At 61.1% G+C, this 20,734-nt stretch carries 22 protein-coding genes; 7 read left to right on the top strand and 15 right to left on the bottom strand.

Annotated features, from left to right (window positions below; translation table 11 throughout):
- Nucleotides 1–24 precede the first annotated feature (24 nt).
- The 4 genes from ACUN0E_RS42750 to ACUN0E_RS42735 form a co-directional block, all read right to left on the bottom strand.
- Nucleotides 25–237: a hypothetical protein gene (locus ACUN0E_RS42750; RefSeq protein ID WP_408241148.1), complete on the bottom strand. Its 213-nt coding sequence runs from the start codon at nt 235–237 to the stop codon at nt 25–27.
- Between the two features lie 226 nt (nt 238–463).
- A complete protein-coding gene (locus ACUN0E_RS42745; RefSeq protein WP_408241145.1) occupies nt 464–1,216 on the bottom strand; it encodes an IclR family transcriptional regulator domain-containing protein in 753 nt (250 codons plus the stop codon).
- 107 nt (nt 1,217–1,323) lie between these two features.
- Nucleotides 1,324–2,502, bottom strand: a complete 1,179-nt coding sequence (locus tag ACUN0E_RS42740) for an SDR family oxidoreductase (protein ID WP_445570322.1) — start codon at nt 2,500–2,502, stop codon at nt 1,324–1,326.
- 66 nt (nt 2,503–2,568) lie between these two features.
- On the bottom strand, nt 2,569–3,261 hold the full coding sequence (locus ACUN0E_RS42735) for a MipA/OmpV family protein (protein ID WP_445570321.1): 693 nt from the start codon (nt 3,259–3,261) through the stop codon (nt 2,569–2,571).
- 158 nt (nt 3,262–3,419) lie between these two features.
- Between ACUN0E_RS42735 and ACUN0E_RS42730 the strand changes: the two genes are divergently transcribed.
- Both ACUN0E_RS42730 and ACUN0E_RS42725 read left to right on the top strand, forming a co-directional pair.
- Complete coding sequence (locus ACUN0E_RS42730) at nt 3,420–3,587, top strand: hypothetical protein (protein ID WP_445570320.1); 168 nt, start codon at nt 3,420–3,422, stop codon at nt 3,585–3,587.
- Nucleotides 3,588–3,630: 43 nt separating this feature from the next.
- Entirely contained in the window at nt 3,631–4,566 is a 936-nt protein-coding gene (locus tag ACUN0E_RS42725; protein WP_445570319.1) for a DMT family transporter, read from the top strand.
- A 40-nt stretch (nt 4,567–4,606) separates the two neighbouring features.
- Here ACUN0E_RS42725 and ACUN0E_RS42720 read toward each other — a convergent pair whose 3' ends face one another.
- From ACUN0E_RS42720 to ACUN0E_RS42695, 6 genes are all read right to left on the bottom strand, one after another.
- On the bottom strand, nt 4,607–4,858 hold the full coding sequence (locus ACUN0E_RS42720) for a hypothetical protein (RefSeq protein WP_408241133.1): 252 nt from the start codon (nt 4,856–4,858) through the stop codon (nt 4,607–4,609).
- Nucleotides 4,859–5,637: 779 nt separating this feature from the next.
- On the bottom strand, nt 5,638–6,324 hold the full coding sequence (locus ACUN0E_RS42715) for a DUF2242 domain-containing protein (RefSeq protein WP_445570318.1): 687 nt from the start codon (nt 6,322–6,324) through the stop codon (nt 5,638–5,640).
- Nucleotides 6,325–6,499: 175 nt separating this feature from the next.
- Entirely contained in the window at nt 6,500–7,141 is a 642-nt protein-coding gene (locus ACUN0E_RS42710; protein WP_445570317.1) for a lytic transglycosylase domain-containing protein, read from the bottom strand.
- 114 nt (nt 7,142–7,255) lie between these two features.
- Nucleotides 7,256–8,527 (bottom strand): cytochrome-c peroxidase, encoded by a 1,272-nt coding sequence (locus ACUN0E_RS42705; RefSeq protein ID WP_445570316.1) that lies wholly within the window; start codon nt 8,525–8,527, stop codon nt 7,256–7,258.
- Nucleotides 8,528–8,535: 8 nt separating this feature from the next.
- Complete coding sequence (locus tag ACUN0E_RS42700; RefSeq protein WP_445570608.1) at nt 8,536–9,732, bottom strand: alkaline phosphatase family protein; 1,197 nt, start codon at nt 9,730–9,732, stop codon at nt 8,536–8,538.
- Nucleotides 9,733–9,926: 194 nt separating this feature from the next.
- Nucleotides 9,927–10,910, bottom strand: a complete 984-nt coding sequence (locus ACUN0E_RS42695) for a helix-turn-helix transcriptional regulator (protein WP_445570315.1) — start codon at nt 10,908–10,910, stop codon at nt 9,927–9,929.
- 100 nt (nt 10,911–11,010) lie between these two features.
- On the opposite strand from ACUN0E_RS42695, the gene ACUN0E_RS42690 reads away from it, so the two are divergent.
- The 3 genes from ACUN0E_RS42690 (at nt 11,011) to ACUN0E_RS42680 (ending at nt 12,870) form a co-directional block, all read left to right on the top strand.
- Entirely contained in the window at nt 11,011–11,661 is a 651-nt protein-coding gene (locus ACUN0E_RS42690; RefSeq protein WP_445570314.1) for a glutathione S-transferase family protein, read from the top strand.
- 262 nt (nt 11,662–11,923) lie between these two features.
- Complete coding sequence (locus ACUN0E_RS42685) at nt 11,924–12,184, top strand: DUF6723 family protein (RefSeq protein WP_408226486.1); 261 nt, start codon at nt 11,924–11,926, stop codon at nt 12,182–12,184.
- A gap of 95 nt (nt 12,185–12,279) precedes the next feature.
- A complete protein-coding gene (locus ACUN0E_RS42680; RefSeq protein WP_445570313.1) occupies nt 12,280–12,870 on the top strand; it encodes a hypothetical protein in 591 nt (196 codons plus the stop codon).
- A 91-nt stretch (nt 12,871–12,961) separates the two neighbouring features.
- Here the strand turns inward: ACUN0E_RS42680 and glmS are convergent, their stop codons facing one another.
- The 5 genes from glmS to ACUN0E_RS42655 form a co-directional block, all read right to left on the bottom strand.
- Nucleotides 12,962–14,779, bottom strand: coding sequence for a glutamine--fructose-6-phosphate transaminase (isomerizing) (glmS, locus tag ACUN0E_RS42675; protein WP_445570312.1), 1,818 nt, complete (start codon nt 14,777–14,779; stop codon nt 12,962–12,964).
- Nucleotides 14,780–14,839: 60 nt separating this feature from the next.
- Complete coding sequence (glmU, locus tag ACUN0E_RS42670) at nt 14,840–16,201, bottom strand: bifunctional UDP-N-acetylglucosamine diphosphorylase/glucosamine-1-phosphate N-acetyltransferase GlmU (protein ID WP_445570311.1); 1,362 nt, start codon at nt 16,199–16,201, stop codon at nt 14,840–14,842.
- Between the two features lie 143 nt (nt 16,202–16,344).
- Nucleotides 16,345–17,343, bottom strand: a complete 999-nt coding sequence (ttcA, locus tag ACUN0E_RS42665; RefSeq protein ID WP_445570310.1) for a tRNA 2-thiocytidine(32) synthetase TtcA — start codon at nt 17,341–17,343, stop codon at nt 16,345–16,347.
- Between the two features lie 3 nt (nt 17,344–17,346).
- Nucleotides 17,347–17,742 (bottom strand): dihydroneopterin aldolase, encoded by a 396-nt coding sequence (locus ACUN0E_RS42660; RefSeq protein ID WP_063497570.1) that lies wholly within the window; start codon nt 17,740–17,742, stop codon nt 17,347–17,349.
- 97 nt (nt 17,743–17,839) lie between these two features.
- Nucleotides 17,840–18,658 carry an SDR family oxidoreductase gene (locus ACUN0E_RS42655; RefSeq protein WP_408226367.1) on the bottom strand — a complete coding sequence of 273 codons (819 nt, stop codon included), beginning with the start codon at nt 18,656–18,658 and terminating at the stop codon, nt 17,840–17,842.
- 13 nt (nt 18,659–18,671) lie between these two features.
- On the opposite strand from ACUN0E_RS42655, the gene ACUN0E_RS42650 reads away from it, so the two are divergent.
- Together ACUN0E_RS42650 and ACUN0E_RS42645 are read left to right on the top strand one after the other, a co-directional pair.
- Complete coding sequence (locus ACUN0E_RS42650; RefSeq protein WP_445570309.1) at nt 18,672–19,862, top strand: class I SAM-dependent methyltransferase; 1,191 nt, start codon at nt 18,672–18,674, stop codon at nt 19,860–19,862.
- Between the two features lie 22 nt (nt 19,863–19,884).
- On the top strand, nt 19,885–20,079 hold the full coding sequence (locus ACUN0E_RS42645) for a DUF2905 domain-containing protein (RefSeq protein WP_179734906.1): 195 nt from the start codon (nt 19,885–19,887) through the stop codon (nt 20,077–20,079).
- Nucleotides 20,080–20,734 lie beyond the last annotated feature (655 nt).

Genomic DNA, 20,734 nt, shown 5'->3' with positions numbered 1-20,734 from the left:
GCCCGACAAAACCCAAGCGTGAGCTTAGTTTGCCGTGCCCTTGTCGTTCGTGCCAGCAGCCGAAGCAGCCGACGAAACCGGAGCGCGCTTACCGTGCGTCTTCAGCTTCTTGATGTGGTGCTTCTTCGGCGTGCTAGCTGCAGCGGCCGGCGCTGCTGCGTCCGATGCCTGTGCGAAAGCTTGAACGGAGACCAGCGCGATCGAAGCGGCTGCGAGCGAGACGATAAGTTTTTTCATGTGTTGTTCCCCAAACCTGGACGACTGAGTCAATGTGAATGAAATAGCTGCACGGTGAAGCAGACAGGGCTTGAGGCGCCTTACCGCTCCCCGCGGGAGAGTATTACGCAGCGTAGGCGGTTTGTCATGCCCAAAACTCGATATGTATTTTCCGGGAGACAGCTTGCTTTCGATATGCTTTCATTTACTAAGCACACCGTATCAGGGAAATTACCTAGCTCCGCTTTCAGATCAGGTTTCGCAGCAAACTGGCGGTTTCCTGAAGGGTTGGCAGCACCCGATGCAACGCGGCATTCGCCGATTCCTGCCCGATCGGCATGCTCACGCTGATCGCCGCCACGACTGAGCCATGCCGGTCGCGCAACGGCACCGCGACACCGCGCATGCCCAATTCCAGTTGCTGATCGGTGACAACATACCCATCGCGGCGAATTTCGCCCAGCACTTCGCGCAGGCGCTCGACGGTCGAATACGTATGCGGCGTGAATACTTTGATCGGATAGGACCCCAGCCACTGTTCGATGCTTTCCGGCGCCTGGAAAGCCAACAGGATCAAACCTGCGGACGACAACGGCGCGCTCGCCCGCGAGCCGAGCACGAAACCGACCGCCATCGCCCGGTTGACGCCGTTGCGCGCGACGTAGACCACGTCGTGTTCGTCGAGAATCGCGACCAGCGCGGTTTCCTGCACGGTCGCGGTGATGCGCTGAAGAAACGGCTGCACGGTGCGCGGCAAGCGCGCTGAATCCAGATACGATTGACCGAGCCGCAATACCCGCGGCGCGAGCCAGAACAGCTTGCCGTCGGTATCCACGTAGCCGAGTTCGCGTAGCGTCAGCAAATAGCGGCGCGCCGCCGTACGCGAGAGCCCGGCGCGGGCGGCCACCATGGTCGGTGTCATACGCGCGTGCTCTTCGTCGAATGCTTCGATGATCGCCAGTGCCTTCGCGGCGCCGGCGATCCAGTCTTTCTCGTCCATTGCGTCTGCCTGAAAGTCGGTCGGCCCGATGGGTCAGTCGTGTCGTGAGCCGTCTGGCCGTTGCGCGATTATCGCGCGAGTCGCGTGCTGTGCGTCTGGCTGAAGGTCTATTTGAAGTCCCAGCGCATCTGTTCGACGATGCCTACCCCGCGCGAAGTCCGCACACATTCGCTCACGTAGTCCGTGAAGGGCAGCGGCTCGAAACCGATCTCGTCACGCAGACGGCGGTTGTCGAACGCGTAGTCCAGTTCCGCGAAGCCGGCATACAAACGCAGTGCGTATTCGATCAGACGGCCACTGCCGCAACGGTCGTGCCCCACTACCTCGCGTGCAATCTTGCCGAAGTCGTGCACGCGGCACATCGAATAGCGGCGTCCCGAGGTGCCGGTGGCTTCGTCCATGGCGCTAATGATCTGACCGACGGTCGGCGCTTCCGAACCCGCCGACACGTGATACGTATCGAAAGCCAGCGACGGCTTCACTGCCAGCAGCGCGAGCGCGCGGGCGCAGTCGTCCGCGGACACCACGTCGATGCGATTCATCGCCCGCGCCGTGAAGCGCCGCGCGCCGTGCACCACGCGAAACACCCAGAACAGACTCGCCGACGGCAACGTGCCGAGCACGGTGTGGCCGACCACGCTCGACGGCCGCACCACCACCAGCGGCAAGCGCGGATACGTGCCGCGCAACAGACGTTCGACTTCGCGTTTGCTTTGCGTGTACGGTACGAGATGATGTGTCTCGCCATAGCCGAACGGAGATTCCTGCACGTTCGCGCCGCATTGCGTGCCGCACGCCATTGCCGTGCTCACGTGCAGAAAGCGCCGCAGCGTTTTGCTGCCGACAAAACGCGACGCAAAGCGCAAGGTATCGTGCACATTTGTATCGAGTAATTGCCGATGCGTCGAAAACGACGCGCGCGCGGCACAGTTGATCACGTGCGACGCCTTGGCGAGCCGCGCCAGATCGATCTCTGAAAACGCGCTGCCGAGCTCGCCGACCATCACGTTTGCGTCAGTGATTCGTTGGGCTCGAGAATGCGGCAGCCCGCAACGCACCGCTGACGCGCGCAGCCGCGCGAGCGCATCGGCCACGCTGACGCCGCGCACCAGACACACCATGCGTTCGACCAGACCGGCGTTGATCAGGGCCACCAGCAGATTGCCGCCGATAAAACCGGTCGCACCGGTCAGCAGCATGCTGTCGACGCCGATCGCCTGCGCACGCGCCGACGATACCAGGCTGTCCTGCCAGGCGTTGGATAGAGGGGTTTGCCATGCAAACATCGCGATCTCCTTGCAGGGACGTCAGATCGTCGAAACGTCGATCCGTGCAACCATTCAATAAGCGCATCAATAGCGATACGTCAGCGCCGTGATCGCGAAGTAGTTGTTCTTCGACTGCACGATCGGGCTGTTCGCCGACGCGCCGAGCAACCGCGTCACGCCGCCTTCGGTATGCACCGACCAGCGCGGCGAAAACATGTACGTCCATCCGACCGACACCTTCGCGCTGTCGAAACCGCCTTTCACCGCATACGGCTGGAAGCGGCTTGCGGCCGCCTGCGCGTCGGTGACACCGAAAAAGGTCTGCGTATAGCGCCCGCTGCCGGCATGCACGCTGCCGGTAATGCTGATGTCGTTGTCGACGGTTTGCAGTACCGGCACAGTCAGATCGACATGCCCGCTAGTACCGTGACTCGTATGCGTAAGCGGCTGGTCCAGCGTGATGCTGATGGTCGACGGACCGAACAGATGCGCGCCGACCTGCACCGACATCATCACGGAACCAGGAATCCGGCCCATGCCCTTCAGGTAGTCCGAGCCCGGCAAATCAGCACGATTGCTGTCGGTTCGGCCGAAGTCGTAGCTCAGCGCCGCCGATGCGAACAGCCCATTGGCGAAGGTGTGCTTGTAACCAAGGCCGTCCATCGGGCTCAGAAAGATCCCGTTGCTGAACTCCGCGGAGATCAGCGGAGCGACGAACGGGCGGTAGTCACGACTGCCCTGATAGCGCGGCGCCACGCCGCCGGCCAGCGAAAACATATAAAAATTCTCGGCGTATGCCATCGACGAGCAGGTCAGGCCAAACAGCGGAGCACACAGATACAAGAGGCGTTTGCGCACGATCAGGACTTTTTATTTGAGATAGAAGCCGCAGTCTAGGGACGCCGCCTCGCCGCGTCTGTCCTGAAGTTGGGGGAATGTGTGCGCAATTGTGTTCAAGTGTTCGCGGCGACGACGTGCGGCTCGAGGAAGCGGCATCGGGTGGCGCGCGCTTTGTGATCACCTTGCCTGCTTTGCAGATGCCGTGGCCGATGCCGTGGCCGTTGAAGACGCCGATGCCGCAAGACGCCGTGCATCGTGTATAAGCGCTAAGCGCCTTGTCAGAACAACCGAATTCGAAAACTGCCTTTGAAACCCGACACACGCCAACACCTGCGCGCCAATCTGCTGATGCTGATCGCGGCCATGATCTGGGGCTCCGCATTCGTCGCGCAGCGCCTGAGCCTCGATGCGATCGGGCCGTTTCTGTTTACCGGATTGCGTTTCCTCCTCGGCGCGCTGGTCGTGCTGACAATGATTGTCTGCGTTCGGCGGTCCGCGCTTACAGAATTGTCGAAGCGTGAACCCGGCGGCGCACGCGAGCTACTCGGTGCCGGGGTGCTGCTCGGCGTCGTGCTGTCCGTGTCGATTTCGTTGCAACAGATCGGCCTGCAATACACGAAGGTCGCCAACGCCGGCTTCATCAGCTCGTTGTATGTGGTGATCGTGCCCCTGCTTGGCGTGCTGTTTCGTCATCGAACGGGATTCGGCACATGGCTCGGCGCGACGCTCGCGGCACTCGGCATGTACTTTCTCAGTGTCAACGAGCACTTCTCGATTCTGTTCGGCGACTGGTATCAGCTTGCCGGCGCCTTGGTGATTTCCGTACAGATGATGCTGGTCGGCCGCTTTGCGTTGCGGCACGACACACTCATGCTGGCGCTCGTGCAGTTCGTGATTTGCGGGCTCGCATGTCTGGTCGTCGGCCTCATGATCGAGCCGGTCAGTCTTGCAGTGATCGAGCGCGCCGCGCCAACGATTCTGTACGGCGGTGCGCTATCGGTGGGCATCGCTTATACGATCCAGGTGGTCGCGCAAAAGTACGCGGCGCCTTCGCATGCAGCGGTGATCTTCAGTATGGAGGGCGTTTTCGCCGCATTCGCCGGATGGCTCGTGCTCGGCGAAACACTGTCGGCGCGCGCGCTATTCGGATGCGCGCTGATGCTCACCGGTTTGATCGTGTGCCAGGTGATGCCCACCCGGCGACGCGGAAGTGAACGTGATCGCTTGCCTCACGCTTCGTAAGGGCTTGGCCAGTTGACCGCTTGACCGCGTCCGCCGTTAATCAAGCGGCGCGCGGATACGCAAAGAGCTTCCGTGTATCAGCCGTGGGTGGAAACACACACCAGCAACCATCGTCATGACGAAAGAAAAAGAGGCCACGCGATCCTGCGTCCAGAGAAGTCTCGACACGCACATAACGCCTGCCGCCCAGACGGGTGCGGCTGAATTCTGTAACGTGAATCGAAACCGAAGGTCCCGGCGCCAGCCATTTCTCGACCAGGAAACGCAGCGATTGTTCGCTTGTGGTTCTCATGATCCGCTCCGGGCTGGCTTGTCCTGATGCGCCTCGCGTGCGGCGTCGGTACTGTCGTCGCCATCGGCGACATCCTCGTCCGGCTCGGCGGACGCGAGGGAGATAGCCCGATTGGTGGCTGCCGCCCGCAGCGTGCTGCAATGGCTGGCATGTCTGATATCCGAGAGAAGACGGACTAGCTGTCGTGCTGTTCTGCGTTTCATTACACACCCCCGCACTGCACCAATAACTTCAGAAAACACTTTAACTCTATGCCGGATAGGGCGTTGCTGAAATGGTTTTGACTAAATAGCAACAGTTGCGCTTGCAAAAGCATAGACGCAATCTTTGTACCTTCCAGCTTCAATATACGCGTCCGGAGGGGTCGCGGTCTGTTCGGTGACGAGCGCTGGCGTCGTCGAAAAAAACGAGCCGCTGGCCGGCAACATATGACCGGATGCGCAAGTTATCCACAATTGCCTATGAATAACTTCGGGATAGGGCGTCGGACAGCCTGTGTGCGGAATCTTGATAAGACGTGACGGGAGGCAAGCCCCATCAAAGTTATCCTGGCTTTGTAGTTTTTCTACAGACGTGTTCCGCAGGGTTATGGTTTCTGCATGACGTTGATGTGACGGGGAATTTGAGAGTTATCCACAGGAGGGGTTAACCCTTGTTAACTATTACTACATATATATACGTATGAAGTAAAAGACATAGGATAAGTACCGCAGCGTGATGACATCAAAGGCTGATCGCGCCTTGATCAGCCCCAAAACGCACAAGCCTCGGCAGATGCATCAAGGCACTACGCTGGCCTCACTTGCGGGTTGCACCGAAGCGGCTTTGTCGATCACATCAGGCATCTCGGGTAGAGGCGCTGGAATCGCCGCTTCCACCGGCACCGGCAACATGCGTATCTCGATGCGACTGTTCGCAACCGGCTGTGTGCGCACCACCGTTTGCAGATAGTGATCGACGAGGCCGAAGAAACGATCGTAGAACTTGCCTGACGGGATGGTCTCACTCGAAATTTTGACCATTGCGTCGCTGTTCGAGCGGATCGGCAGCGACAACGAACCCAGCACACTTAGCCCAACGCTCGCCGACGTATCGCTTTTCTTCAGCGCAAAGCCGTTCTGTACAGCGTTGACGTAAACGATGCTCGTATCGCTCGCCTCTTCCCCCGGCGTACACACCACATGAAACTCGACGACGATGTGGGTATCGCCGGTCGGCTGGAAATTTTTCGTTCCGTCGACGGTATCGGTACGCGTCATCGTCGTCAGATAACCCTGACTCAGCAAAGCGCGGCGAGCGGCCTCACAGGTATCTGTGGTGCTTGAGTTGAAATTTCGGGCGTAAGGGCTCGCGCCCGATTCGAACAATTCCTGCTGGAATTTAGGCTGCGGGGTGCTGCTGCAAGCCGCAAGTGCCAGTAGGCCGAGAAGCGCAGCGGCAGTGGTTTTGGAAAACGAGGTGGACATGGCGATCAGAAGAGGCGCGGCGTAAGCTCGAATGGGAATGCATTGTAGAGCGGTTGCCGTGCGTGCGTAAAAAGCGTGCAGCACACGCCTGGCGCCGCGTTACACGGCCTCACGAGCGATCCCCGCGGCTTGGAGCGGTGGCAACACAAAAGGGAAAAACGGGAAAAACTGGCGCTCAGTGCGACGTTACGGGCAATCCGCTCGACAGCCCAGCGGCGCCGTTAAGGCCGGCGGCATTGACGGCGGGTATCGTAAAGGCATTGGCCCAGTTGTCCGACGCCTCACAGCGGTCAGCTTCACACATACTGGCTTGTGCGTCCGAACGCGACGCAACGTCTTGCGACCCGGCGACGTCGGCGAAATCTTCGACGCGCAAGTTCACCTTCTTCGCGTATGCCTGCGATCCGCCGTAACTCTTGAGCGCCGCGTTCAGGTCGCCGTTTGCCGAGCGCATGTAGCCGTACAGGATCGCCGAGCCCACTTCGATGTTGGTGGTCGGCTCAGTGAGGTCCTTGACGTTCCTCAGCAGCCCGCGATGGGCTGCCGGCACCACCTGCATCAGCCCGGTCGCGCCGTTGGCGCCCTTGGCCTTTTCCTTGAAGCGGGATTCGATCGAAATGATTGCCAGCAGCAGTGCCGGCGGTAGTGAATATTTCGAAGCGGCGGATTGCACCGCGGCCGAAATCTTTTGAGCCTTTTCCTTTGCCAGACCGAATTTCTGCGTCAGATACGCGGACATGCGGTCATTGTTTTCGTCGGCCGTTGCGGTTTGCATCAGGCCGAGCGAAAGCACGATCAGGCAAAGTAACCGGCTCATAACGGAAGACGGGAAAGAAGAGGAATTCGCGCATTATATCCCTGCCCGAAAAAGAGGCACTAAACGGTCTAAATTCGTCTTAGGAAAGACAGTCGGCTGCCGTGTCTGCGCGCGCTACTTCGTTTGCGTCGGTTTCAGCACGTAATCGTCGTTCAGCGTGGTGAGGAAAGCGGCGACGTCGTCGATATCCTGCTCCGACCACACGGGGCGCTCGCCCACCTTGCGCGTGAGCGGTTCGTCGGTCGTATCCACATTCACGCGCAGCGCCACCGGCAAGTCGTTGAATTTATCGACCTTGCCATGCGCATCTGTCGGGTACCACTTCGCCGGATTCGTATCGCGCTGAACGTAGAAACGCAGCGCGTCCTTCAGCGTATGGAAGCGGCCGTTGTGGAAGAACACATGCCGCGTCGCCGTGTTGCGCAGGGACACAGATTTGAAGAGTCCGCAGTTGCTTCTGTCGCTAGACTGATCGGTACGCAGCGGTCCACACAAACCCATATCGAAGTACTTCGGGTCCGCGTTCGCACGCAACGCTGGATTGCGTGGCACGCCGAGCGCCTGGAAGTTGAAGTCGGTGAAAAGCGGATGAGAGCCATCGACACCCGATTGATCGATGTGGCATGAGGCGCAATTGCCGCCCGCCGGATTGTCGAACAGTTTTTTGCCTCTCAACTCCTGTGCCGTTAGTTGCAATTTTCCATCGAGATAGTAATCGAACTTGCTGGTGTACGGATGAAAACTCGGGTCTTCGAGCTCGAAGCGCTCGATGGCATACATCGCCTGGGTGAATGCCTTGCTGGGGTCGGTGAAAATGTTCTGGCCAAACACTTCGCTGAAGCGCGCCGCGTACGGCGCGTGCTCCAGTTTCGCGAGCACCGCCGCCGGATCCCGGTTGGCCATCTCGTCCGGATTGAACAACGGGAAACTCGCCTGATCGTGCAGACGGTTAAAACGCCCATCCCAGCCGAAGCCGCCAACCGGCGCGTTGTCCGTCTCGCTCAGGCGCTCGGACAGGCTGGCCGCCTGCGCATGACTCCACATCGGAGTGCGGTTCAGCACGTAGCGCAGGCTCGGCACGGCGCGCGTGCCTTGCGAGCGCATGTCGGGCCCACCCAGTTGCGCGGCCAGCCCGTTGGGCGGCCCGTATGCGTGCGAGGGGCTATGACAGCTCGCGCACGACATCTTGCCCGAGGCCGACAACGACGGATCGAAGAACATCAGCTTGCCGAGCGCAGCGGCATCGCTGTAGACGGGCTTCGCATCGGCAGCCACTCCGGCTGCCGCCGTTGCCATGAACGGCAACAGTGCGGCACTGACCAGCGCAGCGAGCGCTGCCAATCGCGCAGCCGTGCGCCCGGTGAGTCGCGTTGCAAAAAACGGCATCTGATCGCTTAAAGGTTCGTGAAGATGTCGTTGCCGAACCCAACCAGGCCAGCCTGCCCCGCGTAGCCGAGATAACCCAGCTGGAAAATGTCTTCAATGCTCCTGAGCATCGAGTAATGGTTGTACAGCACTGTCGACACCGTGCCCGGTTTGATGAACTTCGAGATCATCACCGCACCGGTCTGGTCGCCGCCAAAGCTCTGTTTGGTCAGGTTGATCGTCAAGCCCTTGTAGGCCAACGACGAAGTCTGCGGGAACGCCGGCAGATTCGGACCCGGCTGCTGACTGCAGCATGTCGCGCCGGAGAAGATCAGATCCTCGCCGGATGCCGACTGCGTCACCGTCGCGTAACTGCTCTCGTCAAAGTTGATGATCAGCAGACCGTCCTGCTGGAACGCCGGCGAGGCGGTGATAATCGGCACCCACTTCTGCAGGAATGTGTTCGCGCTCGTCAGGCTGCCGGGCTGGCCATTCACGCACGGCGCGTCGTGGCCGTCGTCGCACAGGTTCGGCGTAATCAGGTTGAAGTTGGCGGTAGTCGAGATCGATTGCAGGTCGGTTGTGAGTTTGTTCAGGTTCACGACGTTCTGGCCGCAGTCCGGCGAATCGATGATCGAGTGGAAATACATGAACGGGTTGTGACGCGTTGCGTATTGGTCGCCCAGCGGCACGGCCGCGCTCGGCGCTTCCGCTGATTGAGTCAGGTCGGTCGTGTTGAGCGTCGGGTGGCCGCATGTGGCGGCTTCGCGCGTCGGGTCGTTGCCCATATCACCTTCATAGCCCTTCCAGGTGTAGCCAGCGGCCTTCAGCTGGTCCGGCAGCGTCTTGATGCTGGTCGGATACACGCAGCCCGAGCCGATCGCTTGACCGTCCGACGTCGTGCCAGTCAGCTTGTAGTCCTGATAGGTGATGCAATCGTTGTCCGTTTCCGGCGTCGGCGCCTGACCGCTGATCATCGAGATGTAGTTGTCGAGGCTCACGTGCCCCGTGCCGTAGTACTGCTGCACCATCGCGCCTTGCGAAGCCAGCGTCTGCGACAGATAGGGCGCCTTGCTGTTCGCGCCGAAGGTAGTCGCATAGTTCTCGTTTTCGAGCGTGATAACGAAGACGTGCCGGATCTGCTGCTGCCCGGTCACATTGAGCGACGAGGACGACGAGCCGCACGCGGCGACGATAGCGCCAACCAGGGCCGCGCAAACGACCATGAAGAAAGCACGCAACCAACTGCGCTGTGAGATGCGCTGTGACATGTTTTGCCCTTGGGGAATTAGAGTTTTATTCGCGGGCAAACTCTATGCAGCACGTATGACGTTGGCGTGAATCACGCCACATCCCTGCAATATATCGGTCATCCAACACAGCTTATAAGGGGGGTTACGTCAGCTGCGAACCATCGTCCTCATTGCGCGTAACGGCGATGCAAAGCTGCCGCCACCTCGGCGAAACGCGCGCGCAACTCTGGCGGCGCCAGCACGTCGGCCTCGGTGCCGAAACGCAGCAATTCCGCACATGCCTGCCTTACCGAACCGACCGGCAGCGTGACCGTGCGCCAGCCGTCGGCCGGATCCGGCTCGCCGATTTTCGCCGCTGCGCGCGCGAACGGTGAGGTAAAGGCTTCGAGCATCTGCATGCCCCACGGCGACAGGCGCAGCGTTGCCTCGCTCGCATGCATCTCTTCGGACAGACGCTGTGTGCTGTCTTGCCAGTAAGCCGCCAGATCGAAGGCCGGCGGCCGCTCGAAAGTTTCATCGAGCATGCTCAATTCGAGAATGCGCGAAATACGATAAATGCGAATATCCGCGCCGACCCGTCCAACCACATACCAGGCCCCGCTTTTCAGCACAATGCCGAGCGGTTCGATCCGGCGAAATTTTTCGGCTTTCCAGCTCTGATAGCGAATCTGCAGTGGATGCTGCTCCCACACCGCACTGGCGATCAAGGGCAGATTCTCGGGTTGGTCCGCATCGGAGAACCAGGCCGGGGCGTCGAGGTGAAACCGCGAGCGCATGCGCTCCGCGGTCGAGCGCAATTCGACTGGCAGCGCGGCGAGCAACTTGGTTTGCGCCCCGGCCATCACGGCGCCGAGACCCAGTGCCTGCATCGGTCCCGGCAAGCCGGCGAGGAACAGGGCCTCCGCTTCCTGTGACGACAGACCGTTCAGACGCGTGCGGTATCCGTCGAGGAGACGATAGCCGCCTTCCGCGCCACGTTCGCTCTGGACGGGGACGCCCGCAGCGCTCAAGGCGTCGATGTCGCGATAGATCGTGCGCAGGGACACCGCGCATTCGTCGGCGAGCGACTGCGCGGTCACTCGTCCACGCGCTTGCAAGGTCATCAGGATGGAAAGGAGGCGGCTGGCTCTCATACGGATAAGTGTAGCCATACCTGACACAAACTGACAGGTATAGGCGCTTAGGATAGAACACCCGGCGCCAGATGGACGCTGGCTTTTCCCATGAGACGCTCACCCAGAAGGCCCCGCCATGACCACTGACCGCACGATCACGCTGTTCCACTCGCCGCAATGCCGCTCTGTCAGCGCGCTCACGCTACTCGAGGAACTCGGCGCCCCGTATCAGCTGAAGGTGCTCAACATAAAGGCCGGCGAGCAGCGCAAAGCGCCGTATCTCGCGATCAATCCGCTCGGCAAAGTACCGGCGATCCTTCACGGCGACGCGCTGGTCACCGAACAGGTCGCCATCTTCATCTATCTGGCCGACCTGTTTCCTGAAGCGGGCCTCGCGCCGGCGCTCGACGATCCGACGCGCGGGCCGTATCTGCGCTGGCTCGTGTACTACGCGGCATGCTACGAACCGGCACTCGTCGACAAGGCGATGAAGCGCGAACCGGCGCCGCACGCCACCTCGCCGTACGGCGATTTCGATTCGATGCTCGGGACAGTGACAAGCCAGTTGCAGGCGTCGCCCTATTTGCTCGGGGACAAGATGTCCGCTGCGGATATCTTGTGGGGCATCGCGTTGCATTGGGGGATGATGTTCAAGCTGGTGCCGGAGACGCCGGTCGTGCTCGAGTACACCCGGCGCATCTGCTCGCGGCCGAGTTTCGTGCAGGTGAGCGAGCGGGATGTTGCGCTGGCGGCCGAACATGAGGCGGCTGTCAAAGCCGCCGGATGATGCTGGCGGGCGGCCTGCTACGGTGATCAGGGACGCAGTATGCAAGCGTCGGCCTGCTCCGGTGACTCAGGCGGCCGGCCTGCTCCGGTGATCCAGAAACGCGGTATGCGGACGCCAGCCTGCTGGCCGATCGGGCATCCGGTTCAATGCGCGGGGATTTGAGACAATGAGGGCCGCCGGTGAATCTCTTCCCGGGACAACCGGGCGCGGCCCTGGCCTGCCGAGCAGGCGCCGGCCCATTGAACAAGAGATGTTTTCAGGTATGAGCAAGACCGCATTTATTCCCAGCGTCCCCGCGACGTCGGAAGACGACTTTAACGTCTCGGCGACGTCGAAACTGGCTGGGTACCGCCGTTTTTTCGGCGTGCTGAAAGTGGTTCGAACCACCGATGGCCGTGTGCTATTCCCGTTCGACGGCGCGCCGGAACTCGGACCTTACGCGACCAAGCTGGAAGCCGTTGCGGCGGCGCAGGTGTATGGCGAGCACATTGTGACCAGCGACCTTGCGCGTCCGGAGTTGTAAGCGTGGGAGCTTGGCTGGCATCTGGTTGCTTAGGTTGATCGCCTGGATTCGTCACTCAGGTTTGTCATTTGAGGTGGTCACTTCGGGAGCAACAGATGACTCGTCTACGCAAAGTGGGTTCATCGGCCGCGGTCACATGGGCTACGGTTGCGCTGATGGCGGCGTGCTCTCAATCCGGCTTCGCTCAGGACACTGACGCCGATGCCGGTCATCGGGCGCTCGGCAAAGCCGAGGTCGTTCACGCTCAGGTCCGTGTGGCGGCGATCTACCCGGCCACCAACAGCGTCACGCTGCGTGGCCCGCACGGCAATCTGGCGGATGTCGATGTGAATCCTCAGTTGGCCGATGTCAGGAAACTGCGGGTCGGCGACAAGCTGAACGTCGCGTATCAGCAGGCGCTATTGCTTCAAGTCGACAAGGTGAGGACCAAAGGTGTTCGTGAACGCATCGAGACGACGGTGGCGATACCGGCTTCAGCGGGATACGCATCCTCGGCGCATAGAGTCCAGATTGTCGCGACGGTGCTGAAGATAGACCGCAAGAGCCGGGTGGTGACGCTACGTGGGCCGAAGCATCAGCAGGTGCTGAGGGCGGCTGGGAGCATTCCGCTCAATGAGTTGAGAGTCGGAGACAGTGTACGGGCGGAGTTTGTTTCGGCGGCTGCGGTGGAGGTGGTGAGAGAGTGAAATGCGCTACCGAGCCAGAAAGAGGCAAAAAAACGGCCGCCCACGGGCGACCCTTTCTCAGCGTGAAACTGGCAATAGCTGTGTATCTCCGTCACTCCACCGTGACCGACTTGGCCAGGTTCCGCGGCTTATCCACATCCGTGCCTCGCGCACACGCCGTGTGATAGGCCAGTAACTGCAACGGCACCACATGCAGAATCGGCGACAGTAAGCCGTAGTGCTCCGGCATCCGGATCACATGCAGGCCTTCATCATTGACGATCTTCGTATCCGCGTCCGCGAATACATAAAGCTCCCCGCCCCGCGCGCGCACTTCCTGAATATTCGATTTCAGCTTCTCCAGCAGCGCGTCATTCGGCGCCACCGTCACCACCGGCATCGCTTCAGTCACCAGCGCCAGCGGCCCGTGCTTCAACTCACCAGCCGGATACGCTTCCGCGTGAATATAGGAAATCTCCTTGAGCTTTAACGCGCCCTCGAGCGCGATCGGGTAATGCAGGCCACGCCCGAGGAACAACGCATGTTCCTTGCGCGAAAACTCTTCCGACCACGCGATGATCTGCGGCTCCAGCGCCAGCACGCTATTCAACGCTGCCGGCAAGTGGCGCAGCAGTTTCAGGTATTCGGCTTCCTGCTCCTTGCTGACCTGCCCGCGCAGCTTTCCGAGCGTCGCGGCCAGCACGAACAGCGCAACCAGCTGCGTCGTGAACGCTTTGGTCGAGGCCACACCGATCTCGCGACCCGCGTGCGTCAGAAACGACAATTCCGTCTGGCGCACCATCGCGCTCGTGCCGACATTGCACACCGCCAACGTATGTTTATGCCCCAGCGACTGCGCGTGCTTGAGCGCCGCCAGCGTATCGGCCGTTTCGCCCGACTGCGAGATCACCACTACCAGCGACTTCGGATTCGGCACCGACTCGCGATAGCGATATTCGCTGGCAATCTCGACCTGAGTCGGGATCTTGGCAACCGATTCAAGCCAGTACTTCGCGGTCAGTCCCGAGTAGTAGCTCGTGCCACACGCCAGAATCAGCACGCTGTCGATATCCGCGAACACCTTATCGGCGCCCTCGCCGAATAGCGTTGCGTCAAAGGAATCGCCTTGCGGGATCGTGTCGGTAATCGCTCGCGGCTGCTCGAAAATTTCCTTCTGCATGAAGTGACGATACGGGCCGAGTTCGACCGCGCCGCCATACGCCGCGACCTGGCGAACTTCGCGCTGTGCGTCGTAGCCATCGCGATCGGCGATCCGCACGCCTTCGAGCGACAGTTCGCAGACGTCACCCTCTTCCAGGAAGATGAAGCGTTCGGTGCTGCCGGCCAGCGCCAGCGCATCCGAAGCGAGGAAGTTCTCACCGTTGCCGAGCCCCACCACGAGCGGCGAACCTTGCCGCGCACCGACCACCGTATGCGGCTGATCCTTATGCAGCACCGCGATTGCATACGCGCCGTGTAATTGCGTAACTGCTTCACGCACCGAGGCAAACAGATCGCCGCGATACAGGCTGTGAATCAGATGTGCGATAACCTCTGTATCGGTCTGCGAGACAAACGTGTAGCCCTTTCCCCGCAGCATTTCACGCAGCGACTCATAGTTCTCGATGATGCCGTTGTGTACCAATGCGAGCGTGTCTTTCGAGAAGATCGGGTGCGCGTTATCGGTCACCGGCGCGCCGTGTGTCGCCCAGCGCGTATGCGCAATGCCCGTGATGCCTTCGAGATGGTTCTCACGCACCTGCTCGTCCAGATCGGCGACGCGCGCGACGCTGCGAGCGCGACGCGGCCCTTCATTACCGAGTACCGCGACGCCGCACGAATCGTAGCCGCGATACTCGAGGCGACGCAGTCCTTCGATCAGGACGGGGACGATATTACGTTGCGCAACCGCGCCGACAATGCCACACATGGCTTATTCCTTTTCAGTGCCGGGTTTCAGGGAGCGCGCTCCGCGCGCGCGTCACGCCCATCAACTTTTCTTCTTCGTCGGGCGTGCATAGCCCGACTTGCTTGTTTGAGTCTTATCGTTCAGGACGAGCATGTCTTCTTCGACATCCTTCCAGACCGTTGTGCCCGCCGCGATCGTCACGCCACGCTTCACGCGCACTGGCGCCACGAGTTGCGTGTCCGAGCCGACGAACACGTCGTCTTCGATGATCGTGCGGAATTTGTTCGCGCCGTCGTAGTTACAGGTGATGGTACCCGCGCCGATATTCACTCGCGCCCCGATATCCGCGTCGCCGATATAGGTAAGATGGTTCGCCTTCGAGCCACGACCGAGCACCGCGTTCTTCACCTCGACGAAGTTGCCGACGTGCGACTCGTCCTGCAATGACGCACCCGGGCGCAGCCGTGCATAGGGGCCGAGCACGACGTTCGCACCGACTTCGGCGCCTTCGATATGCGTGAATGCGTCGACGCGCGTACCGGCGCCGATCGTCGCATCGCGGATCACGCAATTCGGCCCGACTGTGACGTTATCGGCCAACGTGACGCGGCCTTCAAACACGCAGTTCACGTCGATCGAAACGTCACGGCCGCATTCGAGCGTGCCACGCACGTCGAGGCGAGCCGGATCGGCAAGCGTCACGCCGGCCACCAACAGCGCTTCGGCGACATTGTGCTGATGAATCCGTTCGAGCTCGGCAAGCTGCTGCTTGCTGTTCACGCCGAGCGTTTCCCATTCTTCGTCAGGCTGGGTAGTGACGACTTCGAGCCCTGCCTCAATCGCCATCTCGACAGCGTCGGTCAGGTAGAACTCGCCTTGCGCGTTGTCGTTCTTCAATGCCGCAAGCCAACCGGCGAGGCGCTCGGTCGGCGCGACGATGATGCCCGTGTTGATCTCGGCGATCTTGAGCTGCTCGGGCGTCGCGTCTTTCTGTTCGACGATGCGCGACACCTTGCCGTGCTGATCGCGCACGATGCGGCCATAGCCACTGGGGTCCTCGAGCGTGACGGTGAGCACGCCGTAGCCGCCCTGGCCCGCGCGATCGGTCAGCGCCTGCAGCGTGCTGGCGCGCGTGAGCGGCACGTCGCCGTATAGCACCAGCGTGGGTTGGGACGGATCGAGCAGTGGCAGCGCCTGCTGCACTGCGTGGCCTGTGCCGAGTTGCTGCTCCTGCGCGGCGAACTGGACGTCGGGTGCCGCTACCGCTTGCCGCACAGCTTCGGCGCCATGACCGACCACCACGACCAGGCGCGTGGGGTTGAGCGCGCGGGCGGTGTCGATAACATGAGCGAGGAGTGGCCGGCCAGCCAGGGGATGGAGCACCTTGGGAAGCGCGGACCGCATACGCTTACCGGTGCCTGCCGCCAAAATCACAATGTTCATGGCGTCGACAATCAGACGAGTTTGGAGCCGACGATTCTATCATGCAGCCTATGACGACAAAGGCCGCTCGCGCGGCCTTCCAGCGGGCAAAAATGCGCGAAATCGCACATTTTCCACGCGTTTTCTGCGGGTTTCCACGCCTCTTACATGTCGTCGAACTGGACGATCGAGATCGATTTCGCTCCGTTGAGTGGCGCGCCCTCGCCGATATCGGTCGAACACGGCTCTTCGTCGAAGGCAATGTCGCCTTGCGGATCGACCTCACCCGTGGCGCGCAGACCGGCAAACGGGAACAGCTTGTGATCCATCAGGTGTGACGGCACGATGTTCGACAACGCATTGAACATATTCTCGACGCGGCCAGGAAAGCGCTTCTCCCAATCACGGATCAGCGCCTTCATTTCAGCGCGTTTCAGATTCGGCTGGCTACCGCACAGATTGCACGGAATGATTGGAAATTCACGCAGTGCCGCGTATTTTTCCAGATCGGTTTCCTTCACGTACGCGAGCGGGCGGATCACGATGTTCTTGCCGTCGTCCGATTGCAGCTTGGGCGGCATGCCCTTCAGCTTGCCGCCGTAGAACATGTTCAGCAACAGCGTTTGCAGGATGTCGTCGCGATGATGGCCGAGCGCGATCTTGGTCGCGCCGAGTTCGCCCGCCACACGGTACAGAATGCCGCGACGCAGCCGCGAGCACAGCGAGCAGGTCGTCTTGCCCTCCGGCACCAGCCGCTTGACGATGCTGTACGTGTCCTGATTCTCGATGTGAAACGGAATGTCGAGTTGTTTCAGGTACTCGGGCAGCACATGCTCCGGAAAACCCGGCTGCTTCTGGTCGAGGTTCACCGCGACGATGTCGAAGTTGATCGGCGCGCGTTCGCGCAGCCGCATCAGGATTTCGAGCATCGCGTAGCTATCCTTGCCGCCCGACAGGCAGACCATCACCTTGTCACCTTCCTCGATCATGTTGAAGTCGACGATCGCCTCACCGACCTGGCGCGCGAGCCGCTTGAACAGCTTGTTGTTCTCGTAGGCTTCTTTCTGCTCGCGGCGCGTGAGCGGCGCTTTGCCCGCCGAGGCGTGCGCGGCGGGCGCCGCGCCAGGAGTCGCGGCGTCGTTCAGGATTTCCTGAGCATTCATGGCTCAATCCTCTTTGATACGGAAGACTTCGACGCCCACCGCGTCGCAGTCGGGATAAACGTCCGGTTTTTCGGTCGACACACACACGGCGCGCACCTGCGGATGATCGAGGAGTGCCTTGACGAGGTCGTCGCAGAGCGTTTCCTGCAAGTGGATATGACCTTGCTCGACACGACGCGCGATGGTCGAACGCATGAAATCGTAGTCGACGACTTCGTTCAATTTGTCCTGAACCGGCGTGGACAGCGCGAGCGGCACGAACAGTTCGACGTTGATCACGACGCGCTGTTCGCCGCGCTTTTCGAAGTCGTGCACGCCAATGTTGATGTGCACTTCGTAATTGCGCAGAAAGAGCCGGCGGCAATCGGCGAGCCGGGGATGCGAAAGAGCGGCAAACATGTTCGTTCCAGTCGAAAAAAGCGTGCGGAGCACGCAAAGGGGCACTTCAACGCGTGGGCAGCCGCCGGTTCGAGCCGGCAACAAGCACGCGCGCTGTTCAGGCGCCCGTCAAAAACATTACGTCGCGCGGCAGGGGCACCAGGTGCTGCCCGCCGTCGACCACCAGCGTCGTTCCGGTGACGCCCGCTGCATCGGCGAGATACAGCGCGGCGGCGACAATATCCTCCGGCCGCGACGCGCGGCCCAAAGGCGTAGCTCGGTGAGCTTCTTCAAAACCTGCCGGCGTCTGATCGGCGGATTGCATCGTCAGGCCGGGCGCGAGCCCCACCACGCGCACTTTCGGCGCCAAAGCCTGCGCTAATGCGACCGTCGCCGTCTGCAACGCGGCCTTCGACAGCGTGTAGGACAGGTAGTCCGGATTCATGTTGTACAGCTTCTGGTCCAGCACATTGATCACGACTCCGCGCAGGCTCTCGTCGGTGCGCGCCGCCTCAGGCGTGGCCTCGAACAGCATACGCGCCAGCACGAGCGGTGCGCCGAGATTCATCGCGGTCAGCTTCAGCAAAAGGTCATAACCGACGTTGAGCGCCGTGTCTTCTTCGAAGCGCGACGCATTGTTGACGATACACGCCGGGCGGCCCAGCGCGGCAATGCAGGCAGCCATGAGCCGCTTAACCTGGGCCTCGTCGCCCAATTCCGCGTGTAAAGCCACCGCCCGGCGGCCCAAAGCGAGGATTTCGGCGACCACTTCGTCCGCCTCCTCCCGCGACGCGCCGTAATGGACCGCTACGTCCCAGCCGCGCGCGGCGAAGCCGAGCGCGAGCGCCCGCCCAATGCGGCGGGCGGCGCCGGTAATCAGCACGATGCGCGGCGTTTCAGGCGCGCGGGCGGCGGCGGTGTCCAGAGAGGCGGTCATTTACAATGCGGGGATGAATCCGAAAGCTCACCAACCCGACAGTTTACCTGCTCCCGGCCCGAGCGCGCTTGCGCAGTCCGAAGCGCTGGTCGCGCAGATCCGCTCGGAGCTCGAAACGGCAGGCGGCTGGCTGCCGTTCGACCGCTACATGGAACGCGCGCTTTACGCGCCGGGACTCGGCTATTACAGCGGTGGCGCCCGCAAATTCGGCCTGCGCGGCGACGACGGCAGCGATTTCGTGACAGCGCCTGAAATGTCGCCGCTGTTCGCCACGACGCTGGCGCGCCCGCTCGCCGAAGCCTTGCAGGCGAGCGGCACGCGCGACGTGATGGAATTCGGCGCCGGGACGGGCAAACTGGCTGCGGGTTTGCTGAACGCCCTCGACGCGCTGGGCGTCGAATTCGACAGCTACTCGATCGTGGACTTGTCGGGTGAATTACGTGAGCGCCAACGCGAGACGATCGAAGCCGCCGCACCGGAACTGGCCACGAAGGTGCGCTGGCTGGACGCATTGCCTGAGCGATTCGACGGTGTGGTGATCGGCAACGAGGTGCTGGACGCGATGCCCGTGCGGCTTTTCGCCTTTACTGGCGGCGCCTGGCACGAACGCGGCGTGGTGTGGCGCGATGAGACTTTTGCGTTCGACGACCGTCTGGTGTCAGCGGCTGCGGACAATGCGTTTCTGGCTGAGATCGAAACTGCCGGCGAAGACTACGTGACCGAGACGCACGACGCCGCCAAAGCGTTTACGCAGACCATCTGCACGATGCTCACGCGTGGGGCGGCGTTCTTCATCGATTATGGTTTTCCGCGTCACGAGTACTACCATGAGCAGCGCGCGCAGGGCACGTTGATGTGCCATTACCGGCACCGGGCGCATGGCGATCCGTTTGTTTATCCGGGTTTGCAGGACATTACTGCACACGTGGAATTTACCGGCATTGCCGAAGCCGGAGTCGAGACTGGCGCGGATTTATTGGGCTTCACTTCGCAAGCGCGGTTCTTCTTGAATGCGGGCATTACCGAGGCGTTGTCGGCGCTCGATCCAACGGACACGGCGAGGTTTTTGCCCGCGGCGAATGCGGTGCAGAAGTTGTTGTCCGAGGCGGAGATGGGCGAGCTGTTCAAGGTGATCGCGTTTTCGCGCGGGCTGGATGACACGCTGCAGGCGTTTTCCAGCGGCGACCGGTCACATACGCTGTGATTTCCTGCCTTAAGGATTTGCGATGATCCGCTGGCTGTTGACTACGTTTGTTGCGGTGGCGGTGTTGTCGGCCTGCTGGCCGTGGCTCAGGAAGATCGGAATTGGGCGGATGCCCGGTGATGTGACATTGCGCCTCTTCGGGCGGGAGTATCCGTTTCCGTTCATGTCGACGCTTGTGCTTTCTATGGTGTTGTCGATTGTTGCCAGGGTTTTGTAGGTGGGGTTTTTGCCAGCGCGGCGCTTTTGTCTGGTTGCCTGCGGTGTTGGCCTTTCCTTGAATTCTTATTGGTCTATTAGCGTTGCCCCTGTGCGGGGCGGCACTTACTTCTCTTTGCCGGCCGCAAAGAGAAGTAAGCAAGAGAAAGCGGCTCAAACCGCTAATTCTTAAGCGGGTCCCCCGCACAGTCGCGGTAGTGGTGCATCTGGAATCTGTGCCCTCGCACCTTCGACCTTGGTGATAAGGCCGTCATACTTCCGGCGGCGCTGCGCGCGCCGAAGGGTCCTTCATAAAACTGCTGGTTACGCTTTCATTGACGCAGCGTGCATAGCTCCTGACTCGTTAGGGCATCTCCGCAGCAGGCGCAACTGCAACTGCTGCGGTGACCGCGCAGCGAATGCGCCGCGTCGATATTTCACTCGAAGTAGGGGTTCGCCAATGAGCGCGGGAGCGCCTCGCCGAGTCGAAGCCGATGCCCCCCCGCACCCAAACGAAGCCCCCGATTTCCTTGGCAGACCCATCCGCGACGCGCGCAGTGCGGAGTGGGAGCTGATGACTCCTTTGTCGCTACGGCTGAAGCCGCGAGGGCACAGATTCCAGATGCACCACTACCGCAACTGTGCGGGGGACCCGCTTAAGAATTAGCGGTTTGAGC

Source organism: Paraburkholderia sp. D1E (assembly GCF_052682275.1).
Note: the sequence above shows the minus strand (reverse complement) of the source record. Positions and strands in the feature narration are given on the sequence as shown.

What these genes read in the sequence shown, in the direction of transcription:
- ACUN0E_RS42750 (WP_408241148.1), bottom strand. Translation starts at nt 237, where the DNA reads ATGAAAAAACTTATCGTCTCGCTCGCAGCCGCTTCGATCGCGCTGGTC.
- ACUN0E_RS42745 (WP_408241145.1), bottom strand. Translation starts at nt 1,216, where the DNA reads ATGGACGAGAAAGACTGGATCGCCGGCGCCGCGAAGGCACTGGCGATC.
- ACUN0E_RS42740 (WP_445570322.1), bottom strand. Translation starts at nt 2,502, where the DNA reads ATGTTTGCATGGCAAACCCCTCTATCCAACGCCTGGCAGGACAGCCTG.
- ACUN0E_RS42735 (WP_445570321.1), bottom strand. Translation starts at nt 3,261, where the DNA reads ATGTTTTCGCTGGCCGGCGGCGTGGCGCCGCGCTATCAGGGCAGTCGT.
- ACUN0E_RS42730 (WP_445570320.1), top strand. Translation starts at nt 3,420, where the DNA reads ATGTGTGCGCAATTGTGTTCAAGTGTTCGCGGCGACGACGTGCGGCTC.
- ACUN0E_RS42720 (WP_408241133.1), bottom strand. Translation starts at nt 4,858, where the DNA reads ATGAGAACCACAAGCGAACAATCGCTGCGTTTCCTGGTCGAGAAATGG.
- ACUN0E_RS42715 (WP_445570318.1), bottom strand. Translation starts at nt 6,324, where the DNA reads ATGTCCACCTCGTTTTCCAAAACCACTGCCGCTGCGCTTCTCGGCCTA.
- ACUN0E_RS42710 (WP_445570317.1), bottom strand. Translation starts at nt 7,141, where the DNA reads ATGAGCCGGTTACTTTGCCTGATCGTGCTTTCGCTCGGCCTGATGCAA.
- ACUN0E_RS42705 (WP_445570316.1), bottom strand. Translation starts at nt 8,527, where the DNA reads ATGCCGTTTTTTGCAACGCGACTCACCGGGCGCACGGCTGCGCGATTG.
- ACUN0E_RS42700 (WP_445570608.1), bottom strand. Translation starts at nt 9,732, where the DNA reads ATGGTCGTTTGCGCGGCCCTGGTTGGCGCTATCGTCGCCGCGTGCGGC.
- ACUN0E_RS42695 (WP_445570315.1), bottom strand. Translation starts at nt 10,910, where the DNA reads ATGGCTACACTTATCCGTATGAGAGCCAGCCGCCTCCTTTCCATCCTG.
- ACUN0E_RS42690 (WP_445570314.1), top strand. Translation starts at nt 11,011, where the DNA reads ATGACCACTGACCGCACGATCACGCTGTTCCACTCGCCGCAATGCCGC.
- ACUN0E_RS42685 (WP_408226486.1), top strand. Translation starts at nt 11,924, where the DNA reads ATGAGCAAGACCGCATTTATTCCCAGCGTCCCCGCGACGTCGGAAGAC.
- ACUN0E_RS42680 (WP_445570313.1), top strand. Translation starts at nt 12,280, where the DNA reads ATGACTCGTCTACGCAAAGTGGGTTCATCGGCCGCGGTCACATGGGCT.
- glmS (WP_445570312.1), bottom strand. Translation starts at nt 14,779, where the DNA reads ATGTGTGGCATTGTCGGCGCGGTTGCGCAACGTAATATCGTCCCCGTC.
- glmU (WP_445570311.1), bottom strand. Translation starts at nt 16,201, where the DNA reads ATGAACATTGTGATTTTGGCGGCAGGCACCGGTAAGCGTATGCGGTCC.
- ttcA (WP_445570310.1), bottom strand. Translation starts at nt 17,343, where the DNA reads ATGAATGCTCAGGAAATCCTGAACGACGCCGCGACTCCTGGCGCGGCG.
- ACUN0E_RS42660 (WP_063497570.1), bottom strand. Translation starts at nt 17,742, where the DNA reads ATGTTTGCCGCTCTTTCGCATCCCCGGCTCGCCGATTGCCGCCGGCTC.
- ACUN0E_RS42655 (WP_408226367.1), bottom strand. Translation starts at nt 18,658, where the DNA reads ATGACCGCCTCTCTGGACACCGCCGCCGCCCGCGCGCCTGAAACGCCG.
- ACUN0E_RS42650 (WP_445570309.1), top strand. Translation starts at nt 18,672, where the DNA reads ATGAATCCGAAAGCTCACCAACCCGACAGTTTACCTGCTCCCGGCCCG.
- ACUN0E_RS42645 (WP_179734906.1), top strand. Translation starts at nt 19,885, where the DNA reads ATGATCCGCTGGCTGTTGACTACGTTTGTTGCGGTGGCGGTGTTGTCG.